Source organism: Chitinibacter sp. ZOR0017, assembly GCF_000799095.1.
GTDB classification, from domain to species: Bacteria; Pseudomonadota; Gammaproteobacteria; order Burkholderiales; family Chitinibacteraceae; genus Chitinibacter; species Chitinibacter tainanensis.
In genome coordinates this window covers 49,042-75,303 of record NZ_JTLG01000010.1, presented here as the reverse complement: position 1 = coordinate 75,303, position 26,262 = coordinate 49,042, and the positions used below count along the sequence as shown (strand labels likewise).

22 protein-coding genes are annotated in these 26,262 nt (G+C 55.8%); 17 read left to right on the top strand and 5 right to left on the bottom strand.

What is annotated here, in order from left to right; translation table 11 throughout:
- Positions 1-4 precede the first annotated feature (4 nt).
- Both L991_RS03270 and L991_RS03265 read right to left on the bottom strand, forming a co-directional pair.
- Complete coding sequence (locus L991_RS03270) at positions 5-388, bottom strand: DUF6394 family protein (RefSeq protein WP_047392191.1); 384 nt, start codon at positions 386-388, stop codon at positions 5-7.
- A gap of 1,127 nt (positions 389-1,515) precedes the next feature.
- Positions 1,516-2,154 (bottom strand): LysE/ArgO family amino acid transporter, encoded by a 639-nt coding sequence (locus tag L991_RS03265; RefSeq protein WP_231550474.1) that lies wholly within the window; start codon positions 2,152-2,154, stop codon positions 1,516-1,518.
- 122 nt (positions 2,155-2,276) lie between these two features.
- Here L991_RS03265 and L991_RS03260 point away from each other — a divergent pair, with 122 nt between their 5' ends.
- The 15 genes from L991_RS03260 (at position 2,277) to L991_RS03195 (ending at position 19,845) form a co-directional block, all read left to right on the top strand.
- Positions 2,277-3,173, top strand: coding sequence for a LysR family transcriptional regulator ArgP (locus L991_RS03260; protein WP_047392186.1), 897 nt, complete (start codon positions 2,277-2,279; stop codon positions 3,171-3,173).
- A gap of 197 nt (positions 3,174-3,370) precedes the next feature.
- A complete protein-coding gene (locus L991_RS03255; protein WP_197053789.1) occupies positions 3,371-4,063 on the top strand; it encodes an energy transducer TonB in 693 nt (230 codons plus the stop codon).
- Between the two features lie 11 nt (positions 4,064-4,074).
- Positions 4,075-4,746: a MotA/TolQ/ExbB proton channel family protein gene (locus L991_RS03250; RefSeq protein WP_028450941.1), complete on the top strand. Its 672-nt coding sequence runs from the start codon at positions 4,075-4,077 to the stop codon at positions 4,744-4,746.
- Positions 4,733-5,164: a biopolymer transporter ExbD gene (locus tag L991_RS03245; protein ID WP_047392181.1), complete on the top strand. Its 432-nt coding sequence runs from the start codon at positions 4,733-4,735 to the stop codon at positions 5,162-5,164. Before L991_RS03250 ends, L991_RS03245 begins: the two co-directional genes overlap by 14 nt.
- A 256-nt stretch (positions 5,165-5,420) precedes the next feature.
- Positions 5,421-7,649, top strand: a complete 2,229-nt coding sequence (locus L991_RS03240; protein ID WP_197053788.1) for a TonB-dependent siderophore receptor — start codon at positions 5,421-5,423, stop codon at positions 7,647-7,649.
- 144 nt (positions 7,650-7,793) lie between these two features.
- Positions 7,794-8,474, top strand: coding sequence for a Fe2+-dependent dioxygenase (locus L991_RS03235; RefSeq protein WP_047392176.1), 681 nt, complete (start codon positions 7,794-7,796; stop codon positions 8,472-8,474).
- A gap of 81 nt (positions 8,475-8,555) precedes the next feature.
- The gene (locus tag L991_RS03230) at positions 8,556-9,863 is read left to right on the top strand and encodes a hemolysin family protein (RefSeq protein ID WP_047392171.1); all 1,308 of its coding nucleotides are present in this window, start codon (positions 8,556-8,558) and stop codon (positions 9,861-9,863) included.
- A 233-nt stretch (positions 9,864-10,096) separates the two neighbouring features.
- Positions 10,097-10,732 carry a uracil phosphoribosyltransferase gene (gene upp, locus L991_RS03225; protein WP_028450935.1) on the top strand — a complete coding sequence of 212 codons (636 nt, stop codon included), beginning with the start codon at positions 10,097-10,099 and terminating at the stop codon, positions 10,730-10,732.
- A 2-nt stretch (positions 10,733-10,734) separates the two neighbouring features.
- Positions 10,735-11,967, top strand: a complete 1,233-nt coding sequence (locus tag L991_RS03220) for a uracil-xanthine permease family protein (RefSeq protein ID WP_047392168.1) — start codon at positions 10,735-10,737, stop codon at positions 11,965-11,967.
- Between the two features lie 237 nt (positions 11,968-12,204).
- Positions 12,205-13,890 (top strand): glutamine--tRNA ligase/YqeY domain fusion protein, encoded by a 1,686-nt coding sequence (locus L991_RS03215; protein WP_047392165.1) that lies wholly within the window; start codon positions 12,205-12,207, stop codon positions 13,888-13,890.
- Positions 13,891-13,965: 75 nt separating this feature from the next.
- Complete coding sequence (locus L991_RS03210) at positions 13,966-14,379, top strand: hypothetical protein (RefSeq protein ID WP_156128967.1); 414 nt, start codon at positions 13,966-13,968, stop codon at positions 14,377-14,379.
- A gap of 21 nt (positions 14,380-14,400) precedes the next feature.
- Positions 14,401-15,792 (top strand): ABC transporter ATP-binding protein/permease, encoded by a 1,392-nt coding sequence (locus L991_RS03205; protein ID WP_197053787.1) that lies wholly within the window; start codon positions 14,401-14,403, stop codon positions 15,790-15,792.
- On the top strand, positions 15,734-16,126 hold the full coding sequence (locus L991_RS17850; RefSeq protein WP_197053786.1) for an ATP-binding cassette domain-containing protein: 393 nt from the start codon (positions 15,734-15,736) through the stop codon (positions 16,124-16,126). Before L991_RS03205 ends, L991_RS17850 begins: the two co-directional genes overlap by 59 nt.
- A 71-nt stretch (positions 16,127-16,197) precedes the next feature.
- Positions 16,198-17,262: a uroporphyrinogen decarboxylase gene (hemE, locus tag L991_RS03200; RefSeq protein ID WP_047392160.1), complete on the top strand. Its 1,065-nt coding sequence runs from the start codon at positions 16,198-16,200 to the stop codon at positions 17,260-17,262.
- Positions 17,263-17,664: 402 nt separating this feature from the next.
- A complete protein-coding gene (locus tag L991_RS03195) occupies positions 17,665-19,845 on the top strand; it encodes a primosomal protein N' (protein ID WP_047392159.1) in 2,181 nt (726 codons plus the stop codon).
- Between the two features lie 49 nt (positions 19,846-19,894).
- Here the strand turns inward: L991_RS03195 and L991_RS03190 are convergent, their stop codons facing one another.
- The 3 genes from L991_RS03190 to L991_RS17900 form a co-directional block, all read right to left on the bottom strand.
- Entirely contained in the window at positions 19,895-21,199 is a 1,305-nt protein-coding gene (locus L991_RS03190; protein ID WP_047392155.1) for a replication-associated recombination protein A, read from the bottom strand.
- 18 nt (positions 21,200-21,217) lie between these two features.
- Entirely contained in the window at positions 21,218-21,826 is a 609-nt protein-coding gene (gene lolA / locus L991_RS03185) for an outer membrane lipoprotein chaperone LolA (protein WP_047392153.1), read from the bottom strand.
- A gap of 82 nt (positions 21,827-21,908) precedes the next feature.
- Complete coding sequence (locus L991_RS17900) at positions 21,909-22,607, bottom strand: OmpA family protein (protein ID WP_047392149.1); 699 nt, start codon at positions 22,605-22,607, stop codon at positions 21,909-21,911.
- Positions 22,608-23,034: 427 nt separating this feature from the next.
- Here L991_RS17900 and gyrA point away from each other — a divergent pair, with 427 nt between their 5' ends.
- Positions 23,035-25,755 (top strand): DNA gyrase subunit A, encoded by a 2,721-nt coding sequence (gene gyrA, locus L991_RS03175; RefSeq protein ID WP_047392146.1) that lies wholly within the window; start codon positions 23,035-23,037, stop codon positions 25,753-25,755.
- A 42-nt stretch (positions 25,756-25,797) separates the two neighbouring features.
- Positions 25,798-26,256, top strand: a complete 459-nt coding sequence (locus L991_RS03170; RefSeq protein ID WP_028450924.1) for a PaaI family thioesterase — start codon at positions 25,798-25,800, stop codon at positions 26,254-26,256.
- The last annotated feature ends 6 nt before the right edge of the window (positions 26,257-26,262 follow it).

The window sequence follows — 26,262 nt, the reverse complement described above, 5'->3', positions numbered from 1 at the left end:
CCGCTTAGCGGCGATGCTGCAGCGTTTCGCCGATCAGCAGCACCACCGACACCACATTGGCTGCCAGTGCGCCGGCTGCGAACGAAACCACCATCGAGGTGACGGCCGGGGTCATGCCGGTGCCGCTGACATATTCCGCGTGGCCCCACACCAGCGCCGCCGTCACCAGTTGCAGATCGGCAACTAGGCTCGTGGCCAGGTGCAGCGCGCCGACCTGGGTGCGATCCCCAAACTTGAGTGCAGTGGCGATGAAATTGATCACGATCGCGGCAAACAGCTCAAACACATCATGCTGATGTGGCACATCGATCTGTCCGAGCACAAAGCCGAAATTTAACGTGCAGGCCAGCAAAATAAAAAAACCGAAAATGACTTTTTCAATATTCATGGCAATGGCTCGCGTGGGGGTATGGCTGTGAAATGGCGGATTAGCAGGCTTGGCGCCCGATACTGCTATTGGTATGCATTGTGGCCGAGCCCTGACGGGAGTTCAACCTTGGCCGCCGAAATCGTGAATTATCCACCCCTTGCGTGGATAAAGCGCGCCCGCGCTTGTGGATAGTCTCGCTAAGCCCTTGATCTGCCGGCAAAGTGCTAGATTGGTGCAAAATCGGGCAGTACGCCGTGATTTACTCACCCGCAGCGGGCATAGTGCATGGGGTAAGCTGTGGGTAACTAAGCTAAGCCGCTGTATCCATAATGAAAATGTTGGGTGATTAAAAAATAAGCAATTGGGCTGGGCTCAGGGGGCCGCCATGTTCATTCTGATCCTGCCCCAGCAGCGCCGGTAACTTTATCCCAGCCGCAGACTAAGCCCCGCCCAGCTTGTTGAGTCATTCATCCCCGCTAGACGGGGGCAGCTGCGGGCATAAGCTGTGGATGAGCCAGCTAATAGCTTGATCTGGCGGCATAAAATGCGGCTGCCTAAAAAATAGGCAATAACATCAGCTTGTGGCAATTCATCCACGCCGGGCGGGCACAGCCAGGTGAGCAAGCTGTGGGTAGTTGGGCTAAGTGATTGATTGCTTGATGTTTGTCTGGTTTGACTGTTTTTTAATCAGTGTGCGTGGTGGCAAGCCACACCGGCGCCGGCGGCTGTGAGGCTGGCTCAGCATCAGGGTGTTAAACACCAAGCCCTGCGCTTTATCCCCGCCGGACGGGCACAGCTGCGGGCATAAGCTGTGGAGCAATGCGGTAAGTCGATGATATGGCAGTGGATCTTGATGGTGCCTAAATTTTAGGCGCTGAGTGTGGTCGCTGTGTTTTATTGCCGGAAGTGGCTGGATTTGGCCGGGCTAGCTGGTTTGGCGCGCATTTTTGGCGGGCGGTGAGTCGTGCATAGCATATGCGCTTACTCAAGGCGGGTGGCAATGAGGGCTGTTTATCCCCGCCGTACACAAAAAGCGGGTATGCCCGCGTGGGCAAACTGTGGGTAAGCCGCTTAAGCCTTTGTTCGGGCATAAAAAAAGCCCGCTGCCTTAATTTTGGTCAGCGGGCCAGATGCGCAAGGGTGATTTAAGCGAGGAAGGGGAAAAAGCCGCTTAAACGCAGTAGCGACAAACCGATCGCGCCCATCATCAGCGCGATCAGGCCATCCAGAATACGCCAGGCCAGCGGCCGGGCGAACAGCGGAGCGAGCTTGCTGGCGCCAAAGGCCAGCGAGAAAAACCACAGGCAGGAAAAGCTCACCGCGCCCAGTAGAAACATTGGCTGATTGGCCGGCGCTTGCTGCGCGCCAATGCCGCCGACCAGCACCACTGTGTCGAGAATCGCATGCGGGTTCAGTAGCGAAAAGCCCAGCGCGGCCAAAATCACGCTCTTGGTGGTTTGCTGCTGTTCAGTTTGGGTATCCAGCTGCATGGCCTGAGGACGAAAAGCTTTCTGCAAGGCGCCCCAGCCAAACCACCACACAAATAGCGCGCCACCCAGCGCCATCCACGCTTGCAAGCCCGGCAGCATTTGCAGCATTTTGCCCATGCCCAACATCCCTGCGGCCATCAGCACGAAATCGCACAGCACGCAGGTGATAGCGGCCACGAAAATATATTGCCGGGTAATGCCCTGGCGCAGCACAAAGGCATTCTGGGCGCCGATGGCCATGATCAGGCTGGCGCACAGGCCCATGCCTTGAAAAAACACACTGCTATTCATCATCTACACACATTGTTTGATCCAATTGGCATGATTGTGCGCAAGGGCGGGCCAAAGATGAAGAATATTTAAATTTCTTTGTTTACCATTAAAATAATTAAATATTAAGCCCAGCCGGAGCCGCTATGCAGTTTGATCACAAACAGACCGAAGCCTTGCTGGCCGTGATGGATAGCGGCAGCTTTGAACAGGCGGCCGCCAAGCTGCATCTCACCCCGTCGGCGGTGTCGCAGCGGGTGCGTCAGCTGGAAACCGCGCTGGGGACGCCCTTGCTGGTGCGCTCGCGGCCCTGTCGGGCCACCTTGGCCGGGCAACAGCTGGTGCAATATTTGCGCCGCGCCCGTTTGCTGGAGCAAGATTTTCTGGCCGGGTTTTCTGGGGCCGCCTCGGCGACCTTGAGTGTACCGCTGGCGGTGAATGCCGATACGCTCAGCACCTGGTTATTGCCCGCGATCAGTGATTTTCTGATCAGCGAGAATGTGCTACTCAGCCTCACGGTAGACGATCAGGATCACACCCATGCCCTGATGCAGGAAGGGCAGGCCCTGGCCTGCGTGGCCTCCGAGCCGCAACCAATGCAAGGCTGCTTGGTGCATCCGCTGGGCATTTTGCGCTACCGCATGTTGGCCTCGCCGCAGTTTCATGCCCGCTGGTTTGCCGGCGGCTACAGCCGCGAAGCAGCGCGGCTGGCGCCGGTGATGGTGTTTAACCGCAAGGATGCGCTGCAAGCCGATTTTCTGCAGCAGCGCTTTGGCCTGCGACCCGGGGCTTACCCTGAGCATCATGTGCCGGCGAGCGAGCCCTATCTGCAGGCGATTTTGCTGGGGCTAGGCTGCGGGATGGTGCCGCATCTGCAGGCCGATCCGCTGATCGCGCGGGGTGAGCTGATTGATTTGGCGCCCGATCAGCCCACCGATGTGATGCTGCATTGGCATCACTGGAAAGTGCAATCCCCGCGGCTGGAACGGCTTACGCGGCGCCTGGTGGAAGTGGCGCAGCAGGTGTTGCTGCAAGCGAAGTGATCGTACCCATTGCCCCCATAGGGTATTACTCACTAGGCTAATCCCACTATGCCATTGTGGGCAATACCCCGTTTATGCTGACGGTATGCTTGCATGGCTATGTCTTTATTTGCTAATGGTAATAATTCTCAAAAACTGTTGCAGATGAGAATCAAACTCGGTAATATTTGGGAATGATTCTCGATAACTCAAAAACAATGCTGGCCGTACTAGCGGCCCACGGGGTTTTGTTGTATGGCGCCGCCCACTGGCAGCGCCCACAGGCCGAGCCGCAGCCGGTGTTTTTGCAGGCGGTACCCCTGCCTATGGGGCAGGAAGCCGCGCCAACCGAACCTAAACCCCCGGCACCTTTGCCCAAGCTGAAAGAAAAAATCCAGCAGGTACGGCAAAAAGTGCAGGAAAAAATCGCCAAGCCCACCAAGCCGGTAGTGAAGCAAGCCATGGCTGCCACGCCTGAGCGCGCCGCCACCCTCGAAGTTGCTGCGGCGAAAGAGGGTGCTAAAGAGTTGAAAGAGCTGCCGGCGCCAGCGCCGAGTGAGCAAGCCAATACTGGGGTAGCCGGTGCGGGGCGTGAAGGCAAAGCCCGCGATGCCGAGCCGGTATTGAGTGCCCCCAGTTTTCACGCCAATTACCTCAATAACCCCAAACCGCCTTATCCGCCGGCCTCGCGGGCACTGGGAGAGCAAGGCCTGGTGCGTTTGAAAGTGGTGGTTAACTCGGACGGGCTACCGAGCAAAGTGGAAGTCGATAAGAGTAGTGGCTTTCAACGCTTGGATGCGGTGGCCGAAGCTACGGTCAAAAAATGGCGGTTTGTACCGGCCAAACGGGGCGATGAAGCGGTGGTAGGCACCGTGATCGTGCCGATGAATTTTTCACTTGAGAAGTCGTAAGGATTGAAGCAATGGATTTATCGCTGGTATTGCACTCAGGCGACCCGATTTTGCAGTCGGTGTTTGGCCTGCTGATTTTGATGTCGGTTGTGAGCTGGGTGGTGATCGTGGCCCGCGCGCGGCAGCTGTGGGTGATTAAGCGCCACCAAACGCAATTTATGCAGTCTTTCTGGGAAGCCAAAGACTGGCAGGAAGCCTTAAATCTTGCCAGCAAACATCCAGCGCCAGCGGCCAAGCTGGCCTGGGCTGGCGCCGATGGCCTGCGGCACTATCGCGCGCATCAGGAAGGTGGCTTGGGCAAGGCGGTGTCGCTGGATGATTATCTGGTGCGCAAACTGCGCACCCGCTTGGGGCAGGAAACCGCCACGCTGGAACGCGGCCTGACTTGGCTGGCAACGACCGGTTCGGTGGCGCCGTTTATTGGCTTGTTTGGCACGGTGTGGGGTATCTATCACGCGCTGGTCGGTATCGCCACTGCGGGTAATGCGTCATTGTCGACGGTTGCAGCGCCAATTGGTGAAGCACTGGTGGCTACGGCGGCCGGCCTAGCCGTCGCGATTCCGGCGGTGATTGCCTACAACGCTTTTGTGCGCAGCAACCGCCGTTTTGGCCAAGAGCTGGATGGCTTTACCCATGATCTGCATGCCCAGTTGCTGACGGAGGGTGGTCATGGCGTTCGGTAGTTTTAATCAGCAAGACGCCGCGCCGATGGCCGAAATCAATACCACGCCGCTGGTGGATGTGATGCTGGTGCTGTTGGTGGTGTTTATCGTCACGGCACCGGTCATGACGCATGCGGTGCGGGTGGAATTGCCCAAAGCTACTGCAGCGGTGGTTGAGCAAAACAAGCAACCGATCCGGCTGACGCTGCAGGCGGATGGCGGCCTTCTGGATGAGCAGCAATTGGTGGATCCGGCCAGCCTCGATGCACGTTTTGCGGCTGCCTTTGCCGCCGACCCGCTGACCGAGGTGCATTTATATGCCGACAAAACGGTGCAATACGAGCGGATTGCCCAAACCATGGCCGCCGCGCAACGCGCCGGTCTGACCCGCATCGGCCTGATGACCAGTGGTGAGCCTACGGCCGCCAGGGGTAAATAGCCATGCGCTCCTGTTCAAAGCGCTTGAACCGCGGTGAATCTGCCTGTCGGGGCTGGCTATGCGCTGAGTTTGACTTTGCTATCCCGGCCGATTGGCCGGGCGAGTAGGGTGCGGCTACGCCGTAAATCTCAGCGATAGACCACTGACATGGCGGGTTCACCCCGCCATTGTCGTTTCTAGTGCTGCTGTTTTTTCCATCACCCGGAAGTGCTCTCTGCTTCCGTTTTATTCACTCTAACTACAACTTAAAATGACCATGAAAGACACGAAGAAAAAACCGGCGGGTATCCGCCATCTGGCCAAATATCCGGCCGCTGCGGCCCTGTTTGGCGTTGTTGCCGGTACTGCACATGCTGCTGAGGTTGAGCTGAAAACGGTTGAAGTTAAAGCCACCCAGGCCAGCCAAAATGGCACTGCCGATACCTATGTGGCGCCAACCGTAAGCGTGGGCCGCACCAAGCAAGAAGCCCGCGATGTACCGCAGTCGGTGACCAGTGTAACGAATCAGGTGATGCACGATCAGGATGCCAACACCCTGAAAGAAGCGCTGCGCAATGCCGTGGGCGTGACTTTTAATGCGGCCGAAGGCGGCGCCAGCGGCGATGGTATCCGTATCCGCGGCTTTGGCGCTTCCAATGATCTGTATCTGGATAACTTCCGCGATTCAGCGCAATACAACCGCGATACTTTTAACACCGATACGCTGGAAGTACTGCGTGGCCCCGCTTCCATGCTGTATGGCCGTGGCTCAACCGGCGGGATTGTTAATCAAGTCAGCAAAGCGCCATTTCGTGGCGATCTGAATCAGCTGAGCACGACCATTGGCACTGATAGCTTCTATCGTGCCGAAGGCGACTTTAACCGCGCTATCGGTGAAAGCTCTGCCGCACGTCTGACGGTCATGGGCCAGAAAGCGGGCAACTTCCGCGAAGGCGCCGAGATGAATCGCTGGGGTTTCGCGCCTTCGGTGAAAATCGGCATCGGTGAGCCAACCGAAATCACGCTCTCTTACCTGCACTATCAAGAAGACAACGTGCCAGACTATGGTGTGCCGTACTACCGTAAAGCCACCACGCCAAGCAAAACCGCGAGCAGCAGCTCGATTCACGGTACCAATACGCCAATCGATCGCGTCGATACGTTCTACGGTCTGAAAGACTTCGATAGCGAAAAAACCCGTACCGACGTACTGAGCGCCATTGTGCAGCATCAGCTGGCGCCGAATATGGTACTGAAAAACAGCACTCGCTACGGCCAGTATGATCTCGATCTGCGCGCGAGCGCGCCAGGTATCTCGTTTGCCAATACCAGCGAAGCCCTCAGCGATAGCACCAAAATCACGCGCAGTCGCAAGCTGCGTCAGCGTGAGCAGGAAATCCTCTCCAACGTAACGGATCTGTTGTGGGATTTTGAAACCGGCACCATTCGCCACAATGTGCTGGCCGGTGTTGAGCTGACCCGTGAAACCCTGCTAAGCACGGGCCGTACCCAGCGCGTGAATGGCGGTACTGCCAGCTGCGCACTGCCAAGCACCACGGTGGGGAACCCGGTGACCGGTGGGGTACCCAATTGCGCTGAGCCAGTGAAAACCGGTGAAGCTGAATCCACCGCCGACACCGTGGCCTTCTACTTCCAGGACATGATTGATCTGGATACCAAATGGAAGATCCTGCTGGGCGCGCGTTTTGACAACTTCAAAGCCCATACCGAAAACCGCGATGCGAACGGCGTGCAAACCAGTCGTCTGGGCCGTACCGACAATGTATGGAGCTGGCGTACCGGCCTGATCTACCAGCCAGATCAGCAGCAATCGTACTACCTGTCTTACGGTACCTCGTTCAACCCATCGGCTGAAGCCTACTCGACCGATCCACGCGGCGAGAAAACCGATCCAGAAAAGAACGCCAACTACGAGTTGGGCGGGAAATGGAATCTGTTTGATGGCGATTTGGCCCTGCGCGCTGCGCTGTTCCGTACGGTGAAAACCAACGAACGGCAAACCGACATTGAAGTCGGCGTGGCCAAGCCTTACCTGCTGTCTGGCAAACGCCATACCGACGGGGTTGAGCTGGAAGCCGCCGGTCGCCTGACGGATAAATGGCAAGTCTTTGCCGGTGTGGCACTGATGGATCCGGTGATTGATAAAGTGGCCGGTGCAACGCCGAAATCACGCGAAGGCAATATGCCGGATAATGCGCCACGTTATACCGGTAATGTCTGGACGACTTATCAAATCGATGGCAACTGGAAACTGGGCGGCGGCTTTAATGCCATGGGTAAACGCTATACCGGTACGGATAATGTGGTGTATCTGCCAAGTTATGTCCGCTGGGATGCGATGGCCGAATGGTCTAACCGTGATCTGAGCGTACAGCTGAACGTGTACAACCTGTTTGATACCGACCACTATGAAGGTCTGTATGCAGGCTTTGCTGTGCCAGGTACCGGTCGCGCAGCGCGTGTGACTGTTGGGTATAAGTTCTAAGCCTATATAAATCAAGCGTTATCTAGGTATACATGCCTAGGTATGTTTGAATCACAGCCGGGAATGCGTGCATTCCCGGTCTGTTTTTCTGAATGTCTGCCGCGCGGGCCTTGAGAAAAACAGTTTTAAAATTGGAGAATCATCATGTTGCTGCATATTCCGCAAGTTCTCACCGCCGAGCAGGTGCGCCATTGTCGCCAGTTGCTGGACAACGCCGCCTGGCTGGATGGCCGGATCACGGCGGGTAGCCAGTCGGCCAAGGTTAAAAACAATGAACAATTGCCCAATGACGAGCCGGCCGCCGAGGCCGTGCGGGCGATTATTCTGGCGGCGCTGGAAAAAAACGAGCTGTTTTTCTCGGCCGCCTTGCCCAAGCGGATTTTCCCACCGCTGTTTAACCGCTATGGCGAGGGCATGAGTTTTGGCATGCACGTGGATAACGCCATGCGCCGTATGACGCTCACCGGCGAATGGGTGCGCTCGGATTTATCGGCCACGCTGTTTTTTAGCGAGCCGGAAGAATACGATGGCGGCGAGCTGGTGATTGAAGACACCTATGGCCTGCACGAAGTGAAACTGGCTGCCGGCGATATGGTGCTGTATCCATCCAGTAGCTTGCACCGGGTGGAGCCGATTACGCGCGGCCAGCGGATGGCCTCATTTATGTGGATGCAAAGCATGATCCGCGATCAGGGCGAGCGCGGCTTGCTGTTTGAGCTCGATACCCACATCCGGCAATTACGGCTGGAGCAGGGGGATAACGCCACCGCCATCGGCCTTACGGGCGTGTATCACAATCTGTTGCGCAAATGGGGTGAGATCTAGGCGCCTGGCGCCCACTTAAACTTGAAGACGGGAACTTCTGCAACAATATCCACTCCGTCTTCGTTTAATTGAATATCCCGTATGGAAATCTTTATTCTGCTGGGCCTGATTGTCCTGAATGGCCTGTTTGCGATGTCCGAAATCGCGCTGGTCACCGCACGCAAGGCGCGGTTGAGCAAACTGGCAGAAGGCGGCAATCGCGGCGCAGCAGTCGCGCTCGAGCTGGGCGCAGACCCCACCAAATTCATGTCCACTGTGCAGATCGGGATTACTTCGATTGGCGTCCTGAGTGGTATTGTCGGTGAATCGGTCCTGGCGGCACCGTTTGCCGATTGGCTGATGACCTTTGGCGTGCCGGAGCATCTGGCCGACAACAGCGCCACCATCTGCGTGGTGGTCTCGGTAACGTATTTCTCGATTATCTTAGGCGAATTGGTGCCCAAGCGCTTGGGCCAACTCAACCCCGAAGCCATCGCCTGCCTGGTGTCGCGCCCACTGCGCGGTTTGGCCCTGCTTACCCGGCCGTTTGTGCGGCTGCTGTCTTTCTCGACTACCAGTGTGTTGAAAATCCTCGGCGCTGATCAGCAGGGCGGGCAAGCGGTGACCCAGGATGAAATCGATGCCGTGCTGGTTGAAGGCTCGCAAGCCGGCGTGATTGAAGCGCATGAGCATGAAATGGTACGCAACGTATTGCGGCTGGATGATCGGATGGTGACATCGCTGATGATCCCGCGCGGCGATATGGTGTTTCTGGATCTGGCCGACCCGCTGGAAGACAACCTCGCCAAAGTGGCGCAAGCCGATTATTCGCGCTTTCCGGTGTGCCGCGGTGGGCTGGAGCAATTGCTGGGTGTGCTCTCTACCCGCGAAATCCTGAAAAAAGTACTGCATGGCGAAGCGGTGGATCTTTCGGCGCAGCTTAAACCCTGTGTGTTTGTACCGGAAACGCTAACGGGCCTGGAGCTTCTGGCGCAAATGCGCTCGTCGGGCGTGGAAATGGTATTTCTGGTGGATGAATATGGCGAACTGCAAGGGCTGGTGACCTTGCAGGACGTACTGGAAGTCCTGACTGGCGAATTTACCCCGGCCAATCTGGAAGACGCGTGGGCAGTGCAGCGCGCCGATGGCTCATGGCTACTCGATGGCCTGATCCCGCTGCCCGAATTGAAAGATCGCCTGCAACTGGCCAGCGTGCCGGATGAAGATAAAAACAGCTACCACACCCTGAGCGGGATGTTAATGCTGCTCTTGGGGCGCTTGCCGCGCACCGGCGATATTGCGCAGTGGGCCGATTGGTCGCTCGAAGTGGTCGATATGGATGGGCATCGGGTGGATAAAGTCTTGGCGAGCCAGATTCCGCTGGCTGAGCGTCTGGATCACAACGGTTAATCTCATCGCCCTTTAAACCTCCGCTTGCGGAGGTTTTTTATTGGGTATTGGCCGCCAGCGCAGGCAGAGACAAAGCCGCCTGCTAAGATGAGCTGGGGGTTGGCGCGCTGAGTTGGCAGGGTGGCGCAGGCGGGCTTGATGTGGCGCAAATCCCCTGCAATGACAGGAATTTCCTCAATAGTATTCCGGCCGTAAATCCTTACAATGGCGGCATCAAAACAAGGATAAAAATCATGCAAATCACCGTAGTGAAACACCCGCTGGTGCAGCACAAGCTGGCCCTGTTGCGGGAAGCCGATGTCTCGACCAATAAATTCCGGCTGCTGACCGAAGAGCTGGCCCGTTTGCTGGCCTATGAAGCCACGCGTGAGCTGGCGCTGGAAGACGTCACGATTCAAGGCTGGTGTGGCGACGTGCAGGTGAAAAAGATCAAGGGCAAAAAACTGACCGTGGTGCCGATTTTGCGGGCCGGTCTGGGTATGCTCAATGGGGTGCTCGATCTGGTGCCTTCGGCCAAGATCAGTGTGGTGGGTCTGGCGCGCGATGAAGAAACCCTGCAACCGGTGCCGTATTTCGAGAAATTTGTCGGTAGCCTCGACGATCGTTTGGCGCTGATTATCGACCCGATGCTGGCCACAGGTGGCTCGCTGGTGGCGACTATCGATATGCTCAAGCGCAAAGGTTGCAAAGAAATTATTGCGGTGGTGATGGTGGCGGCACCGGAAGGTGTGAAGCTGGTGAATGAAGCTCACCCCGATGTGCAGATTGTGGCGGCCTCGCTGGATTCGCATCTGAATGAGCAAGGCTACATTATTCCGGGGCTGGGTGATGCCGGCGATAAAATCTTCGGCACCATCAACAAGGACTGAGCATGTTCGCCCAACTCAAACAATTTATCTCCGGCGCGCAAATTCTGTTTGTGGCCTTCGGCGCGCTGGTGCTGGTGCCATTGCTCACCGGCCTCAATCCGGCCATGGCCTTGCTGGGGGCTGGCGTTGGCACTTTGATGTTCCAATTTCTTACCCGCCGGGAAGTGCCGATTTTCTTGGGTTCTTCCTTCGCCTTTATTGGCCCCATCATCTTTTCGATGCAAACCTGGGGGCAGGGCGCGACGCAGTTCGGGCTGTTTTTCGCCGGTTTTATGTATTTCGTGGTGGCGGGGCTGATTCGCTGGCGCGGCATGGGCTTTATTCATAAATTGCTGCCGCCGGTGGTGATTGGCCCGGTGATTATGGTAATTGGTTTGTCCGTGGCGGTGGCCGCTTCGGGCATGGCCATGGGGCAGGGCGGCGGTAAACAGCTGGTGCCGTATGCGACCTCACTGCTGTTGGCGGCGATTTCGCTGGCGACGACGATTGTAGTGTCGGTTTTTGCTGGTGGCATGCTGCGGTTGGTGCCGATTCTGTCGGGTGTGGTAGTGGGGTACATCGCCGCTTGCTTTCTGGGTGTGGTGAATTTTGAGCAGATCATCAATGCACCATGGTTTGCCATGCCGCATTTTGTCTCGCCCGAGGTGAATTGGGCCGCGGCGCTGTTTATGCTGCCGGTGGCAATTGCCCCGTGTATCGAGCACATTGGCGGCGTGATGGCGCTGGGTAAAGTCACCGGCACCGATTACACCCAATCACCCGGTTTGCATCGCACCCTCAGTGGCGACGGCGCAGGGGTGTGTTTTGCCGGCCTGATCGGCGGCCCGCCGATTACCACGTATGCCGAAGTCACCGGCGCGCTGATGATCACCCGCAATTTCAATCCGGTAATCATGACCTATGCCGCGGTGCTGGCGGTGATTCTGGCCTTCTTTGGCAAATTTAATGCCGTGCTGACGTCGATTCCGCTGCCGGTGATGGGCGGAATTATGGTGCTGCTGTTTGGGACCATCGCTTCAATTGGCCTGAAAACCCTGATCGACGCCAAAGTGAACCTGATGGCACCACGTAATCTGGTGATTGTGTCGGTGGTGCTGACCTGCGGGATTGGTGGTTTGATGGTGCAGGTGGGTAATTTCAGCCTGATCGGTGTGGGCTTGGTGAGTATTCTGGCCATGGTGCTCAATTTAGTGCTGCCAGCCGAAGTGCCAGAAGATCCGCAAGCTGAAATCTAAATCTGTTGGGTATAGCCCTGTGGCGCTTATTAGATAAGCGCTTGGGGTTGATACCCTGTATGGTATCTGTGTGGCGGGCCCGGCCCGCCATTTTTTATGCCCGTGTGATTTGCCTACAGCCGCCCGGAGCGTCGGCTTCGCGCGCGCCAATGTGCACGCCGATGCGATCAGCTCGGCAGGGCAGCGGCGGCTTTGGTAGAATCACGGGTTAAATCTACTTTTGACTTTCCGAGTGCTATGAGCCAAGAACAAGCAGCGGCGACGCCGAGCAATTTCATTCGCCAAATCATTGATAGTGATCTCGCCAGTGGCAAGCATCAGGCCATCCAGACCCGTTTCCCGCCCGAGCCCAATGGCTATCTGCACATTGGTCACGCCAAATCGATCTGCCTGAATTTCGGCATTGCGCAGGATTATCAGGGGCGCTGCAATCTGCGCATGGATGACACCAATCCGGAAAAAGAAAACGACGAATACGCCAAAGCCATCGAAGCCGATGTGCGCTGGCTGGGTTTTGACTGGCATGGCAATGTGCGCCATACCTCGGATTATTTCCCGCAATTGCACGCCTTTGCCATCGAGCTGATCAAAGCTGGCAAGGCCTATGTGTGCGAGCTTAATGCCGAGCAAATGCGCGAATACCGTGGCGATTTTCAAAAGCCAGGTCGCAACAGCCCTTACCGTGATCGCTCGGTTGCAGAAAACCTTGACCTCTTTGAGCGCATGAAAAACGGCGAATTCGAAGACGGCAGTAAAACTCTGCGCCTGAAAATCGATATGGGCTCGCCGAACCTGAATTTGCGCGACCCAGTGTTCTACCGCATCAAACGCGCCACGCACATCAAAACCGGTGATCAGTGGTGCATCTACCCGATGTACGACTATTCGCATTGTATTTCCGATGCGCTGGAAGGCATTACCCACAGCCTGTGTACGCTGGAATTTGAAGACCATCGCCCGCTGTATGACTGGGTGCTGGACAATATTTCGATTGGCTGCCACCCACAACAGATCGAGTTTTCGCGCCTCGAATTGCTGTATTCGATTACCTCGAAACGCAAACTCAATCAGCTGGTGACCGAAGGGCTGGTTAATGGCTGGGATGACCCGCGCATGACCACCATCAGCGGCATGCGGCGTCGTGGTTACAGCCCGGCGGGTATTCGCCTGTTCGCGCAGCGCATCGGCGTGAGCAAGGGCGAAAACATCATCGACTTTTCCATTTTGGAAGGCGCAGTGCGCGAAACGCTGGAGGGCGAAAGCCCACGCGTGATCGCGGTGGTGAACCCGCTGAAAGTAACGCTGACGAATTTCGAGCCGGGCGTCACCGGCAGCCGAAGCGCGCCATTTCATCCGCATCACGAAGCAATGGGCGAGCGCGAAATCCCGATTGCGCCGACGCTGTGGATTGAGCGTGATGATTTTGCCGAAGAGCCCCCGAAAGGCTGGCAACGCCTGACCTTGGGCGGCGAAGTGCGCCTGCGCTACTCCTACGTGATCAAGTGCGATGAAGTGGTGAAAGACGCCAACGGCGAAGTGATTGAGCTCAAATGTTCGATCGACCCGAATACCCTGGGTCAAAACCCCGAAGGCCGCAAAGTGAAAGGCGTGATCCACTGGATTTCGGCCGAGCACGCCATCGAGGCCGAAGTGCGCTTGTATGAGCGCCTGTTTACCGAGCCACGCCCGGATGCGGTGCGCGGTGAAGACGGCCAGTATGTCGATTTCAAGCAGTTTATTAATGCTGAATCATTGAAGACGGTTACGGCCTTTGTGGAGCCGTGCGTGCGTGATGCGGCCCCGGAAACCCGCTATCAGTTCGAGCGTTTGGGCTATTTTGTGACCGATCGCTATGATCATCAGCCGGGTGAAAAAGTGGTATTTAATCGCACCGTAACCCTGAAAGACAGCTGGGCGAAGTAAACCGCTGGTGTTTCCCTCAAGGCCGGGCAGCGTATCGCTGTCCGGCCTGTGTTTGCCATTGATCAAGGAGTAATGATGAACGTATTACGCGCTTCCCTGTTGGCCGCTTGTGTATGTGTGTCTAGTCTTGCCATGGCGGCTGAATCTGCCACAACCCCTGCCGTGGTCATTGCCAAAGGCAAACAGGGCCAGGCGCCGGTGCAGGTAGTGTATGACTATTTGCTCGATCGCGTCGCCAATGAATATGGCATCGGTGAATATCAGCGCTTGAATATCCAGCAGCAAAGCCCCAGCGCGGAAGAGTTTAATCAGGTGAATCTGACCCTCACCAAAGAGGGCCTGCTGGACGATAGCGTGGCGACTCAGCGTTATCGCTTTGTGCTTAATTTCGAGCCGCAGGCCGGGGTGTGGCTGATTAATAGTGTGACCCAAGACTGGCAATGCCGCCGGGGCAATAAAAAGGCTTGGACGCAAAAACCCTGCCGCTAATCTTGCCACCCGGAGCTACGCATGACCGATCACGTTGAACGCGCGCCGACCGTGCGCCATTTGTTCCGTAATTTCTGGCGCATTGCCAAACCCTATTGGGTGTCGGAAGACAAATACTATGCCTGGGGGCTGCTGCTGGTGATCATCAGCCTATCTCTGGGCGTGGTGTTCATGAATGTGCAGTTTAATAAGTGGAATAACGAGTTTTACAACTCGCTGCAAGACTACAATCTGCCGGCGTTTAAAGCGGCATTGTGGAAGTTTGGCTATCTGGCTGCGGCTTATATCGTGATTGCCGTGCACGCGATCTGGTTTCAGCAAATGCTGGAAATTCGCTGGCGTAAATGGGCCACCGCCTATTTCACTCAGCGCTGGTTGCGCGACAACACCTTTTACCGCATGCAGCTGACCGACAAAAACACCGACAACCCGGATCAGCGGATTGCCGAAGACGTCGATCAATTTATTTCCTATTCGCTGTCACTCTCATTGGGCTTATTACGTGCGGTGGTCACGCTGGTGTCGTTCGTGGGCATCTTGTGGACGCTCTCTGGCCCCTTGAGCTTTATGCTGGGTAACACTCAGCTCACCATCCCGGGTTATATGGTGTGGGTGGCGCTAGTGTATGCCGCAGTGGGTACGGGGATCACGTTGTGGCTGGGTTACCCATTGGTGGGGCTCAATTTTATGCAGCAGCGCTATGAAGCGGATTTTCGCTTTGGGCTGATCCGGGTGCGTGAAAATGCCGAATCTGTGGCCTTGTATCGCGGCGCGCAAGATGAAGAGCTGCGCCTGCGCCAGCGTTTTGTGCAGGTGGTGAGCAATTATTGGTCGCTGATGCGCATGAATAAGCGCCTGACCTGGTTTACCTCTTTCTGGGGGCAGCTGGCGATTATTTTCCCGCTGATCGTGGCGGCACCACGCTTTTTTGCCAAGGAAATCCCGCTGGGTGGGCTGATGCAGATTAACTCAGCCTTTGGCAAAGTGTATGACTCGCTGGAATTCATCATCAGCAGTTTTTCAACCTTGGCCAAATGGAAAGCGGTGATTGATCGTTTAACCACCTTTGAGCACAGCATGGCCGCCGCCGAGCAATTGCCACGTTTGCAGCCAAGTGCGCAGGCTGCGGGTTTAAGTTTGCAACAGCTGCGGGTGAGTAAGCCCGATGGTGAAGTCTTGCTCGATGATCTGGCGCTAACTATGCAGCCGGGCGATAGCTTGTTAATCCGCGGTAAATCAGGAGCGGGCAAATCGACGCTTTTGCGCGCTATTGCGGGTATATGGCCCTATGCCCAAGGTAGTATTGGCTCTGGCGAGCAATACCCGGGCCCTGTTTCTGTCGCAAAAACCCTATATGCCTTTAGGCACCCTCCGGGCGGCGCTGTTTTATCCGCAAGATGTTGGCCACGATGAAGAACATATCCGGCAGCTGCTAGCGCTGGCTGGCTTGACGCATTTGCTACCGCGGCTGGATGAAACCGATGCTTGGTCGCATGTGTTAAGCCTGGGTGAGCAGCAAAGGATTGCGCTCCTGCGCGCGATTTTGCTCAAGCCAGATTATTTATTCCTCGATGAATCGACTTCAGCGCTGGATGCCGATGGCGAAGCGCAGCTGTATCAGGCGGTACGCGAAGCGATGCGGGCAGGGGTGATGATTAGCGTTGGCCATCGCACTGGGCTGGTGGAATATCACCAGCAGGCGCTGGATTGTCTGGGCCAAGGGCGTTGGTCGCTGCAGCCCTTGTAAGTCAGCGCGACTCGAATAAGCAAGTGCATTAATTAAATAAATGCCCGTTACCACGGGCCACTGAGAATACCATGCTGAAAAATGATACTTTCCTGCGCGCGCTGTTGCGTGAGCCTGTTGATTACACCCCCGTGTGGATGATGCGCCAAGCCGGCCGCTATTTGCCGGAATACTGCGCCACGCGCAAACAGGCAGGCTCTTTTTTGCAGTTGTGTAAAAACACCGAGCTCGCTACCGAAGTGACTTTGCAGCCGCTGGAGCGTTTCCCGCTCGACGCCGCGATTTTGTTCTCGGATATTTTGACCGTTCCTGACGCGATGGGTTTGGGTTTGTATTTCGCTGAAGGTGAAGGCCCGAAATTTGAGCGCACGGTGCGCACCGACGACGACGTCGCCAAGCTGTTTGTACCGGATGTGAATACCGAGCTGAAATACGTGATGGACGCGGTAAGCTCGATTCGCAAGGGCTTGGATAACCGCGTACCGCTGATTGGTTTTAGCGGCAGCCCATACACCTTGGCTTGCTACATGATCGAAGGCGGCAGCTCGGATGACTATCGCAACATTAAAACCATGATGTATGCGCGTCCAGACCTGTTGCACCGTATCTTGGAGGTGAATACCCTCACGGTGATTGATTACCTCAATGCGCAAATCGCAGCGGGCGCGCAAGCAGTGCAGATTTTTGATAGTTGGGGCGGCTCGCTGCCATTTGGCAAATATCAGGAATTCTCGCTGCAATACATGGCCCGCATCGTGGCCGGCCTGAAACGCGAAAACGAAGGCCGCAAAGTGCCAGTCATTGTGTTTACCAAAGGCGGTGGCCAGTGGCTGGAAGACATCGCGGCAACGGGGTGTGACGCGATTGGTTTGGATTGGACCACCGACATCGGCCAAGCGCGCCGCCGCGTGGGCGATAAAGTTGCACTGCAGGGCAATTTCGACCCGGTGGCGCTGTTTGCACCGCCAGCGGCGATTGAGGCTGAGGTCAAGCGCATTCTGGATTGTTACAATGATGGCAGTGGGATTAAAACCGGCCATGTCTTCAATCTGGGGCATGGTATTTCGCAATACACCAACCCTGAGCATGCAGCCGCTTTGGTGTCTGCCGTCCATCGTTTATCAGGTAAAAACTAACAAGCTTACAGATGGTCATTGATTTGTAATGTGATGTTAAATCAATGACTTGGCTGGTTTTCCTCAGGTAATGGGGCGGGAACGCCAGCCAAGTTATGCACACTGATTTGGCATGGTTTTTGTCCTTGTCAATAGGGGCGGAAAATAAAGTTGCAAAAGATTGACAAAATATAAGCCATTGAATTTTATATATATTTTGTATTAGCTTAATTTTTGTGCAACCTAAACATCATCAAGCCCCGATTAGGTTTTTTCTAGTTTTTAGCACTTAGTCCACAAAATTATCCACAGAAAATGTGAATAACCGTTTTAGGCAGATTTTGTCGTGGATATTACTAATGGGCAGGCCGCGCCAAGCATGCTTTTGCTGCGCTGCAGTGCCAAACCGCAAACCAAGGCCGCATGACTGAACTACTCGCCCAGGTGGCGCTGGATGTGCCACTGAACCGCGTTTTTGATTACAGCCTGGGACAGCATCAGGTCGTGGTCGGGCAACGGGTGATTGTGCCATTCGGCCCGCGGCAGCTATCGGGGATTGTGGTGGCGCTGGTGGCCAACGACGGCCAGCATGGGCAAAAGCTGCGCAGTATTCTGGCCGTGCGCGATGATTTGCCAGCATTGCCCAGTACCACCTTGGCGCTGTGTCAGTTTGTGGCTGATTACTACCATCATCCATTGGGCGCGGCTATTGCCAGTGCGTTGCCTACGGTGTTTCGCGCGGTACCTGCGTTTAAGCCTCCCGCACCGGCGGTGGTGTATTTTGCTGCCGATGTGCCACGGCTATTGGCGCAGCTCTCGAGTCGGGCCCACGCCCAAGTCCGCGTGGCCCAAGCCCTCGCGCAGCCGCAATCGGCCGCCGCTCTGCGGCGCGTGCATGCACAGGGCGTGGTATGGGCCAAACGCTGGGCCGAAGCGGGCTGGGTTACCGTGGCCGCCGAATCTACCCAGCTGGCCGCTGCCAGCCCCACCTTGCCGCTGAATGCCGGGCAGCAGGCCGCGGTCTCGGTATTGAGCGCGGCGCGCGACTTTGCCGCCTTTTTGTTGTATGGCATTACCGGTAGTGGCAAAACCGAGGTCTACCTGCAAACCATCGCCGCCGTGTTGGCGCGCGGCGAACAGGCGCTGGTGCTGATTCCGGAAATCAACCTAACTCCACAACTAGAAGGTCGGTTTCGGGCGCGTTTTCCTGGCGTGCACATGGCCAGCCTGCATAGCGGGCTTAATGACACTGAGCGCGCATGTAACTGGCTGGCGGCGCTGCGGGGTGAAGCGCAAATTGTGCTGGGTACGCGCCTAGCGGTCTTTACCCCCATGCCCACGCTCGGGCTGATTGTGATCGATGAAGAGCACGATCCTTCATTCAAGCAGCAAGAGGGTTTGCGCTATTCTGCGCGCGATGTGGCGGTGTATCGGGCGCGGCAGGCGCAGGTACCGATTGTCTTGGGCAGCGCAACCCCAAGCATCGAAACCTGGGCCAATGCCCGCGCCGGGCGCTATACCACGCTGGCCCTGCCGGAGCGGGCGGTGCCGGGTGCGGTTTTGCCCAAAATTACGCTGTTGCCCGTCAAAAAAGCTGGCTTGATCGATGGCCTGAATCGCATGGCGCTGGCCGCGATGCATGCGGCGCTGGCTCGTGATGAGCAAGTGTTGGTGTTTATCAATCGGCGTGGGTATTCGCCGGTGCTGCAGTGTGGGGAATGTGGCTGGATGGCGGCCTGCCCGCATTGTTCGGCGCGCTTGGTGCTGCATCTACGTGATCGGCGCTTGCGCTGCCATCACTGCGGGCACGAAGCGCAGATTGATGCCAGCTGCCCGGATTGTGGCAATCAGGATCTCAAACCAGTCGGGCAGGGCACGCAGCGGCTGGAAGACGCTTTGGCGGTGCATTTTCCGGGTAAACGGATTTTGCGGATTGATCGCGATAGCACCCGCCGCAAAGGCGAGCTGGATGCAGTGTTGGCGCAAGTGCATGCCGGCGAGGCTGATATTTTAATCGGCACGCAAATGCTGGCCAAAGGGCATGATTTTGCCCGGCTAAATCTGGTGGTGGTGCTCAATGCCGATACAGGCTTGTATAGCGTTGATTTTCGCGCGGAAGAGCGATTATTTGCGCTACTCACCCAAGTGGCAGGGCGGGCTGGCCGGCGCGAAACGCCGGGCGAAGTGATGATTCAGACCGCGTTTGCCGATCACCCGTTTTACCATCAATTGCTCGGGCGGGATTACGCGCCCTTTGCTGAGCGCACCTGGCGCGAGCGGCAAGAGTTAGCCTTACCGCCGGCCGCTGCCTGGGTACTGTTTCGTGCCGAAGCCCCGCAAGCAGAAGAAGCACTGGCGCTCTTGCAGCAAATTCGCGCCTGCTTTGCGGGTTTGCCGGCGCAACTATTAGATGGCCTCACTCTGAATCAGCCGGTGCTGGCCACCATGGTGAAAAAGGCCGGAGTGGAGCGCGCGCAATGGCTGCTGAGCGCCGCAAATAAAAATCAGCTACAGCGCGCTTTGCATCAGGCTATGCCTTTTGTTGAGGCGATACAAACTGCGCGGGCGCGCTGGATTGTGGATGTCGATCCACTAGAGGTGTAGGGGTATTGCCTGCTAGCTTGTTCTATACAAGCTCTGCAGCAATATACCCCTATTTGTTACCAGCCTTGCGATCTAGCTCACGTAAGAACGCCAGCTTCTCGGCGATTTTGCTTTCCAGCCCTCGCTCGACTGGTTGATACCAGCCCGGCTCGGCTATGCCATCCGGGAAATATTGCTCACCCGCGGCATAGGCATGCGGCTCATCGTGGGCATAACGATAGGCATGGCCATAACCCAGCTCTTTCATCAGCTTGGTGGGGGCATTGCGTAGGTGCACCGGCACCTCGCGGCTACGATCCTGCTTCACAAAAGCCATGGCCTGCTTATAGGCTAGGTAGCCGGCATTACTCTTTGGTGCCGCCGCCAGATACAGCACCGCCTGCGCCAGCGCCAGTTCGCCCTCGGGCGAACCTAAGCGTTCAAAGGTGGTGGCGGCATCGTTGGCAATTTGCAAGGCGCGCGGATCGGCCAAACCAATGTCTTCCCACGCCATGCGCACAATCCGCCGCGCCAGATAGCGCGCATCTACACCGCCATCGAGCATGCGGCAAAACCAGTACAGTGCCGCATCGGGATGCGAGCCGCGCACTGATTTATGCAAGGCGGAAATCTGGTCGTAAAACTGATCGCCGCCCTTATCAAAGCGGCGCATCGCGCTGCTGAGGGCGTTGCGAATAAACTCGCCATCGACGGCTATGGAGCCCGTCGCTTGGGCGGCGGTCTGGCATTGCTGCAGTAAATTCAACAAGCGGCGCGCATCGCCATCGGCGTAGGTGATCAGCTGCTCGATGGCATCCTCGGCCAAATTTAAGTCGCTGAGGGCTTCGCTGTGCGCCCGAGCAATCAGCTGGCGCAGTTCGGCCGGGCTAAGCGCTTGCAGCACATACACCTGCGCGCGGGATAACAGGGCGGAATTTACCTCGAAAGACGGATTTTCGGTGGTAGCGCCAATCAGCGTAATCAGCCCGGATTCGGCATAAGGCAGTAAGGCATCTTGCTGCGATTTATTAAAGCGATGAATCTCGTCGACAAACAAAATGGTGGGCTTACCCAGCTGCAGATTCAGCTCGGCTTGTTCCATCGCAGCACGGATGTCCTTCACCCCGGAAAATACCGCGCTTAGCGCAATAAATTCGCAGGCAAAGGCCGTGGCGGTTAAGCGTGCCAGCGTGGTTTTGCCCACGCCGGGCGGCCCCCACAGAATCATTGAATGTGGCCGGCCAGATTGAAAAGCGAGACGCAAAGGCTTACCAGGCCCCAGCAAGTGGCTTTGCCCGATCACTTCGCTGATGTTTTGTGGGCGTAATAGCTCGGCCAGTGGCGCACTAGGCGGCGCTGAAAATAAATCACTCATATCCGATTGATCTGCTGCTTATTCACGGATGATATCGGTGCCCGCGGGGGGGGTAAATGTAAATTGCGCTGGATTGAGGCCACCATTGCGCTGAATTTGTTGCAAGCTGATGGTGGTGGTTTGATTGAAGTGATCATCCAGCTCCATCCGCTCAAGCTGGCCTTTGACCATGCCCAGCCGAATCTGTGCAAAACTGCCATCCTTGCTTTTGGGGGTGAGCGCAACCCACTCGGCTCCACCACGGCTTGGTAAATTTTGCAGTTGATAGCTGGCAGCCAGATTATTGCTGCCGGTGAGAATTGCGGCAGGGCTGGCATCGAGTGCTTTGCCGATCGGTTTGATGGTGACTTGCGCCAGATCGATATCATATAGCCACACCGATTGACCATTGCTGATAATGTCCTGCTGGTATGGCTTGCTGTAACTCCACTTGAATTTACCCGGGCGCTGCAGGGCAAACTGGCCGCTGGATTGTTCTTGTTTACCATTTTTATTGCGCACCACCTGATTAAAACTGGCAGCAAGCGTTTTCGTGTCCGCGAGGTATTTTTGCAGATCGCTAATATTGTCAGCGAAAGCGGGTTGAAGTATTAATGCGGCGCTGAGGGCAAGCAAACTAAGGCGCATAGAGCCTCCAAAAAACGGATAGAGCAGTTGTGACATAAAAAAAGCCCCGCAGTGCGGGGCCTTTGACATAGCAGGCTAAAAATTATTTAGCTTGTACGGTCTCAACGGTAACACCGTTCACTTCGATTTCAACGCGGCGATCGTTAGCCAGGCACTCGATCAGTTTAGCGCGAGTTTTCTTGGTGTTTTTGATCTCGTCGCAAGCGTTGCCAGTCACTGGGTTAGCTTTACCGCGACCTTCAACTTTCAGAGCCGCTTCTGGAGCACCTTTCGATACCAGGTAAGCTTTCACAGCTTCAGCACGACGCTCAGACAGCGCTTGGTTGTATTTGTCAGAACCCAGACGGTCAGTGTAACCAACGATTACAGCAGAGCCATCTTTTGGATCCAGATCTTTCACTTCGCCTACCAGTTTGTCCAGCGCGTCTTTACCAGCTGGAGTCAGGGTAGCTTTGTCGAAGGCGAACAGAGTGTCAGCTTTCAGAGTAAACTGTTTCTTAACTGCAACAGGAGCTGGTTTTGGTGCAACTGGAGTTGGAGTTGGCGCAGGAGCAGCAACTGTTGGCTCAACATAACCTGGGCAGCCTTTTACAGTTTTTGCTTTTTCAGCAGTCCAAGAACCGGTTTGCCAGCACTCACCCTTGTTGTTTTTAACCACGCCTTCTGGATTGGCTTCAGATTTAGTTTGGCTGTTGGTCACATAAGCGTCGGTTGCAGCTTGAGCGCCGAAAGATGCAAAGGCAGCAACGATGGCCAGTGAAGCGATAGATTGCTTGATCATGAGTGGTTCTCCGTTTGTAAAGCTCAAATTTGTAATTTAGTAAGGCCTATGTGGGCTTTTGGCCGGTTATAGACTACACCGTCGAAATTTAGCAGTATCGAAGTACTTATTCAAAATAAATATTCACAACGCTTCAGGCTGTGTGGCTTTGCCACCGAATCCCAGGTTGCTTGTTTCTGCTTGATTTCAGATAAATGTCATTTTAGTGGTTTCGCATTGTTTACGCCAAGGGTATTTCTGTAAACAAATGCACAATTTCCTTACATCTACAGCCTTTTTGGTCGTGTCGCGGGGCTGTGATAGAATCAGCTAGCAAAAACTAATCAGCGCCAGCTCTTACTGCAGCAGTGTCAAGCTGCAGGGGGCGTAAGCCCGTATACCTTTTGCACCATTTATCTTGATCACCTATTGAAGTTGCCACTTACGAATGTCAGAACAATTTAGCTTCGCGAAAGAAACGATTCCGGTTAGCCTCGAAGAGGAAATGCGGCATTCCTATCTCGACTATGCGATGAGCGTCATCGTAGGCCGGGCACTTCCCGATGTGCGGGATGGTTTGAAGCCCGTTCATCGGCGGATTTTGTTCGCGATGCACGAAAGCAGCAATGTCTGGAATCGCCCCTACGTTAAATGCGCCCGGGTGATCGGGGATGTGCTGGGTAAATATCACCCGCATGGCGACTCCGCTGCGTACGAAGCTTTGGTGCGGATGGCGCAGGATTTCTCGCTGCGTTACACACTGATTGATGGCCAGGGTAACTTTGGTTCGATCGATGGTGACCGTGCCGCAGCCTACCGTTACACCGAGTGTCGTCTTGAAAAAGTATCGAGCGAGCTGCTAGCTGATATCGACAAAGAAACGGTCGATTTCACGCCCAACTACGATGAAAAAGAGCTCGAGCCTACCGTCCTGCCAACCCGCATTCCAAACCTGCTAGTCAATGGCTCGTCCGGTATTGCCGTAGGTATGGCGACCAATATTCCGCCGCACAATCTTAGCGAAGTGATCGATGCCAGTTTGGCCTTGCTGGCTAATCCTGAGCTCAGCATTGATGAGCTGATTGATTTCGTTCCGGCGCCTGATTTCCCGACTGCTGGGATTATTTATGGTGTGGCGGGGGTGCGCGAAGGCTATCGTACTGGCCGTGGCCGTGTGGTGATGCGCGCGCGCACGCACATCGAAGACTGCGGTAAAAACAGCGACCGTCAAGCCATCATCGTGGATGAGCTGCCATATCAAGTGAACAAAGCCCGTTTGCTCGAGCGAATTGCCGAGCTGGTGCGGGAAAAAACGCTGGAAGGGATTTCAGATCTGCGCGATGAATCGGATAAATCCGGTATGCGCGTCGTAATTGAGCTTAAACGCGGTGAAGTTGCCGATGTGGTGCTCAATAATCTCTTTAAGCACACCCAGCTGCAAGATAGTTTCGGTATCAATATGGTGGCGCTGGTGGATGGGCAGCCACGCTTGTTGAATCTGAAGCAGGTGCTGGAATGCTTCCTCAAGCACCGCCGTGAAGTGGTGACGCGCCGCACGGTATTCGAGCTGCGTAAAGCGCGCGAGCGTGGCCATGTCCTCGAAGGCTTGGCTGTTGCGCTGTCCAACGTCGACGAAATGATCGCCCTGATTAAGGCCGCGGCAACCCCACCGGAAGCCAAAATCGCCTTGATGAACCGCGAATGGCGTTCCGAGCTGGTGGAAGACATGCTCTCGCGCACCGACATCAACGCTTCACGCCCGGATGGCTTGAGTGCCGACTTTGGTTTGACCGCCACCGGCTATCGCCTCTCGGATGTGCAGGCGCAAGAGATTCTGCAAATGCGGTTGCAGCGTCTGACCGGCCTTGAGCAAGACAAAATCGTTGGTGAATATAAAGAAGTCATGGATAAGATCCTCGACTTGCTGGATATCCTGGCACGCACCGAGCGTGTTACCGCCATCATTGAGGGTGAATTAAGCGAAATCAAAGCTGGCTATGGCGATGCACGTAAATCAGAAATCATCGCCCATGGTGAAGATTTGTGCCTGGAAGACCTGATTACACCGCAAGACATGGTGGTTACGCTAACCCACGGTGGCTATATGAAAGCCACCCCTGCTGAAGAGTATCGAGCGCAGAAGCGTGGCGGACGCGGTAAGCAGGCGGCGGCTACCAAAGATGATGACTTCATTGATAGTCTCTTTGTTGCCAATACCCATGACTATATCCTGTGCTTTAGCTCGCGCGGCCGCGTGTATTGGCTGAAGGTGTATGAACTGCCGCAAGGCGGCCGCACTAGCCGCGGCAAACCGATCATTAATCTGTTGCCACTGGAAGACGACGAGAAAATCAACGCCATCCTGCCAATCAAGGATTTTAGCGAAGACAAATATGTCTTCATGGCCACGGCGGACGGCACAGTGAAGAAAACGCCGTTGGCCGATTTCTCTCGCCCAATGAAGCGGGGCATTATCGCGATCAATCTGGAAGAAGGTAATTATCTGGTCGGCGTAGCGCTCACCCGTGGTGCGGGTGGTGTCGTCATCGACGACGAAGCTGCTGACGACGATGCAGTACTGGATGACGATAGCCAAGACGAAAGCGTGGAAAGCTTGAGCATCGATGATGATCAAGTGATGCTGTTCTCGGATGCGGGCAAATCGGTTCGCTTTAGCCAGAGTAAAGTACGCCCGATGGGCCGTAATTCCAAAGGCGTACGTGGCATGAAACTGGGTGACGAGCAGAAAGTGATTTCTCTGCTGGTGGCCAATTCAGATCAGCAAATGGTACTCACCGCTAGCAACGGCGGTTATGGCAAACGTACGCCAGTTGGCGACTTCCGTCTGTCTGGTCGCGGCACCCAAGGGGTGATCGCGATGGATCTCACCGACAAAACTGGCCTGAAACTGGTTGCGGCGAGCTTGGTCGACGAAACCGACGATGTGATGCTGATTACCACCGGCGGCGTGTTGATCCGCACCAAAGTGGCTGAAATCCGTGAAACCGGCCGTTCGGCGCAAGGTGTGCGGCTGATTAATCTGGATGATGGCGAGCAATTGTCGGGTCTGGAAAAAGTCTGCGAGCCGGATGATGAAGGCGATGAGCTGCCACTGGACGGCGAGGCGCCGGCTGCGGGTGCTGACGAGGCCCCTGCCAGCGGCGAATAATCTGATCGGCCGCCTCGCAGGCGGCGCTAACAAGGGGTGGTGATGAACGATTTGTGGTTACCCGTAGCAAATCCGGCTTTCTTTGCGCAAGTCGGCCCCTGGTTTATGGCGCTGCCGCATTGCAAAACCTTGGGGCTGGAGCTGGTGGCGGCCGAAAAGGGCAAAGTCACGCTCAAGCTACCTTTCAAGCCCGAACTGATTGGCAACCCGGAAACGCGGGTTTTGCACGGTGGGGTGGTTACTTCGCTAATCGACACCAGTAGCGGTGTGGCTCTGTATACCTTGCTGATGCAACCAGAAGCTGCCGCGACACTGGATTTGCGCATCGATTATCTGCGCCCGGCCAAGCCGGATCTACCGCTGTATTGCACGGCTGAATGTTATCGCCTGACCGAATCGGTGGCCTTTACCCGGGCTACGGCGTATCAGGATGATCCGACCAAGCCGGTGGCACACAGTGTGGCGACCTTTGCGCGTACTTCATCACCAACAGACAACTAGGGGGTA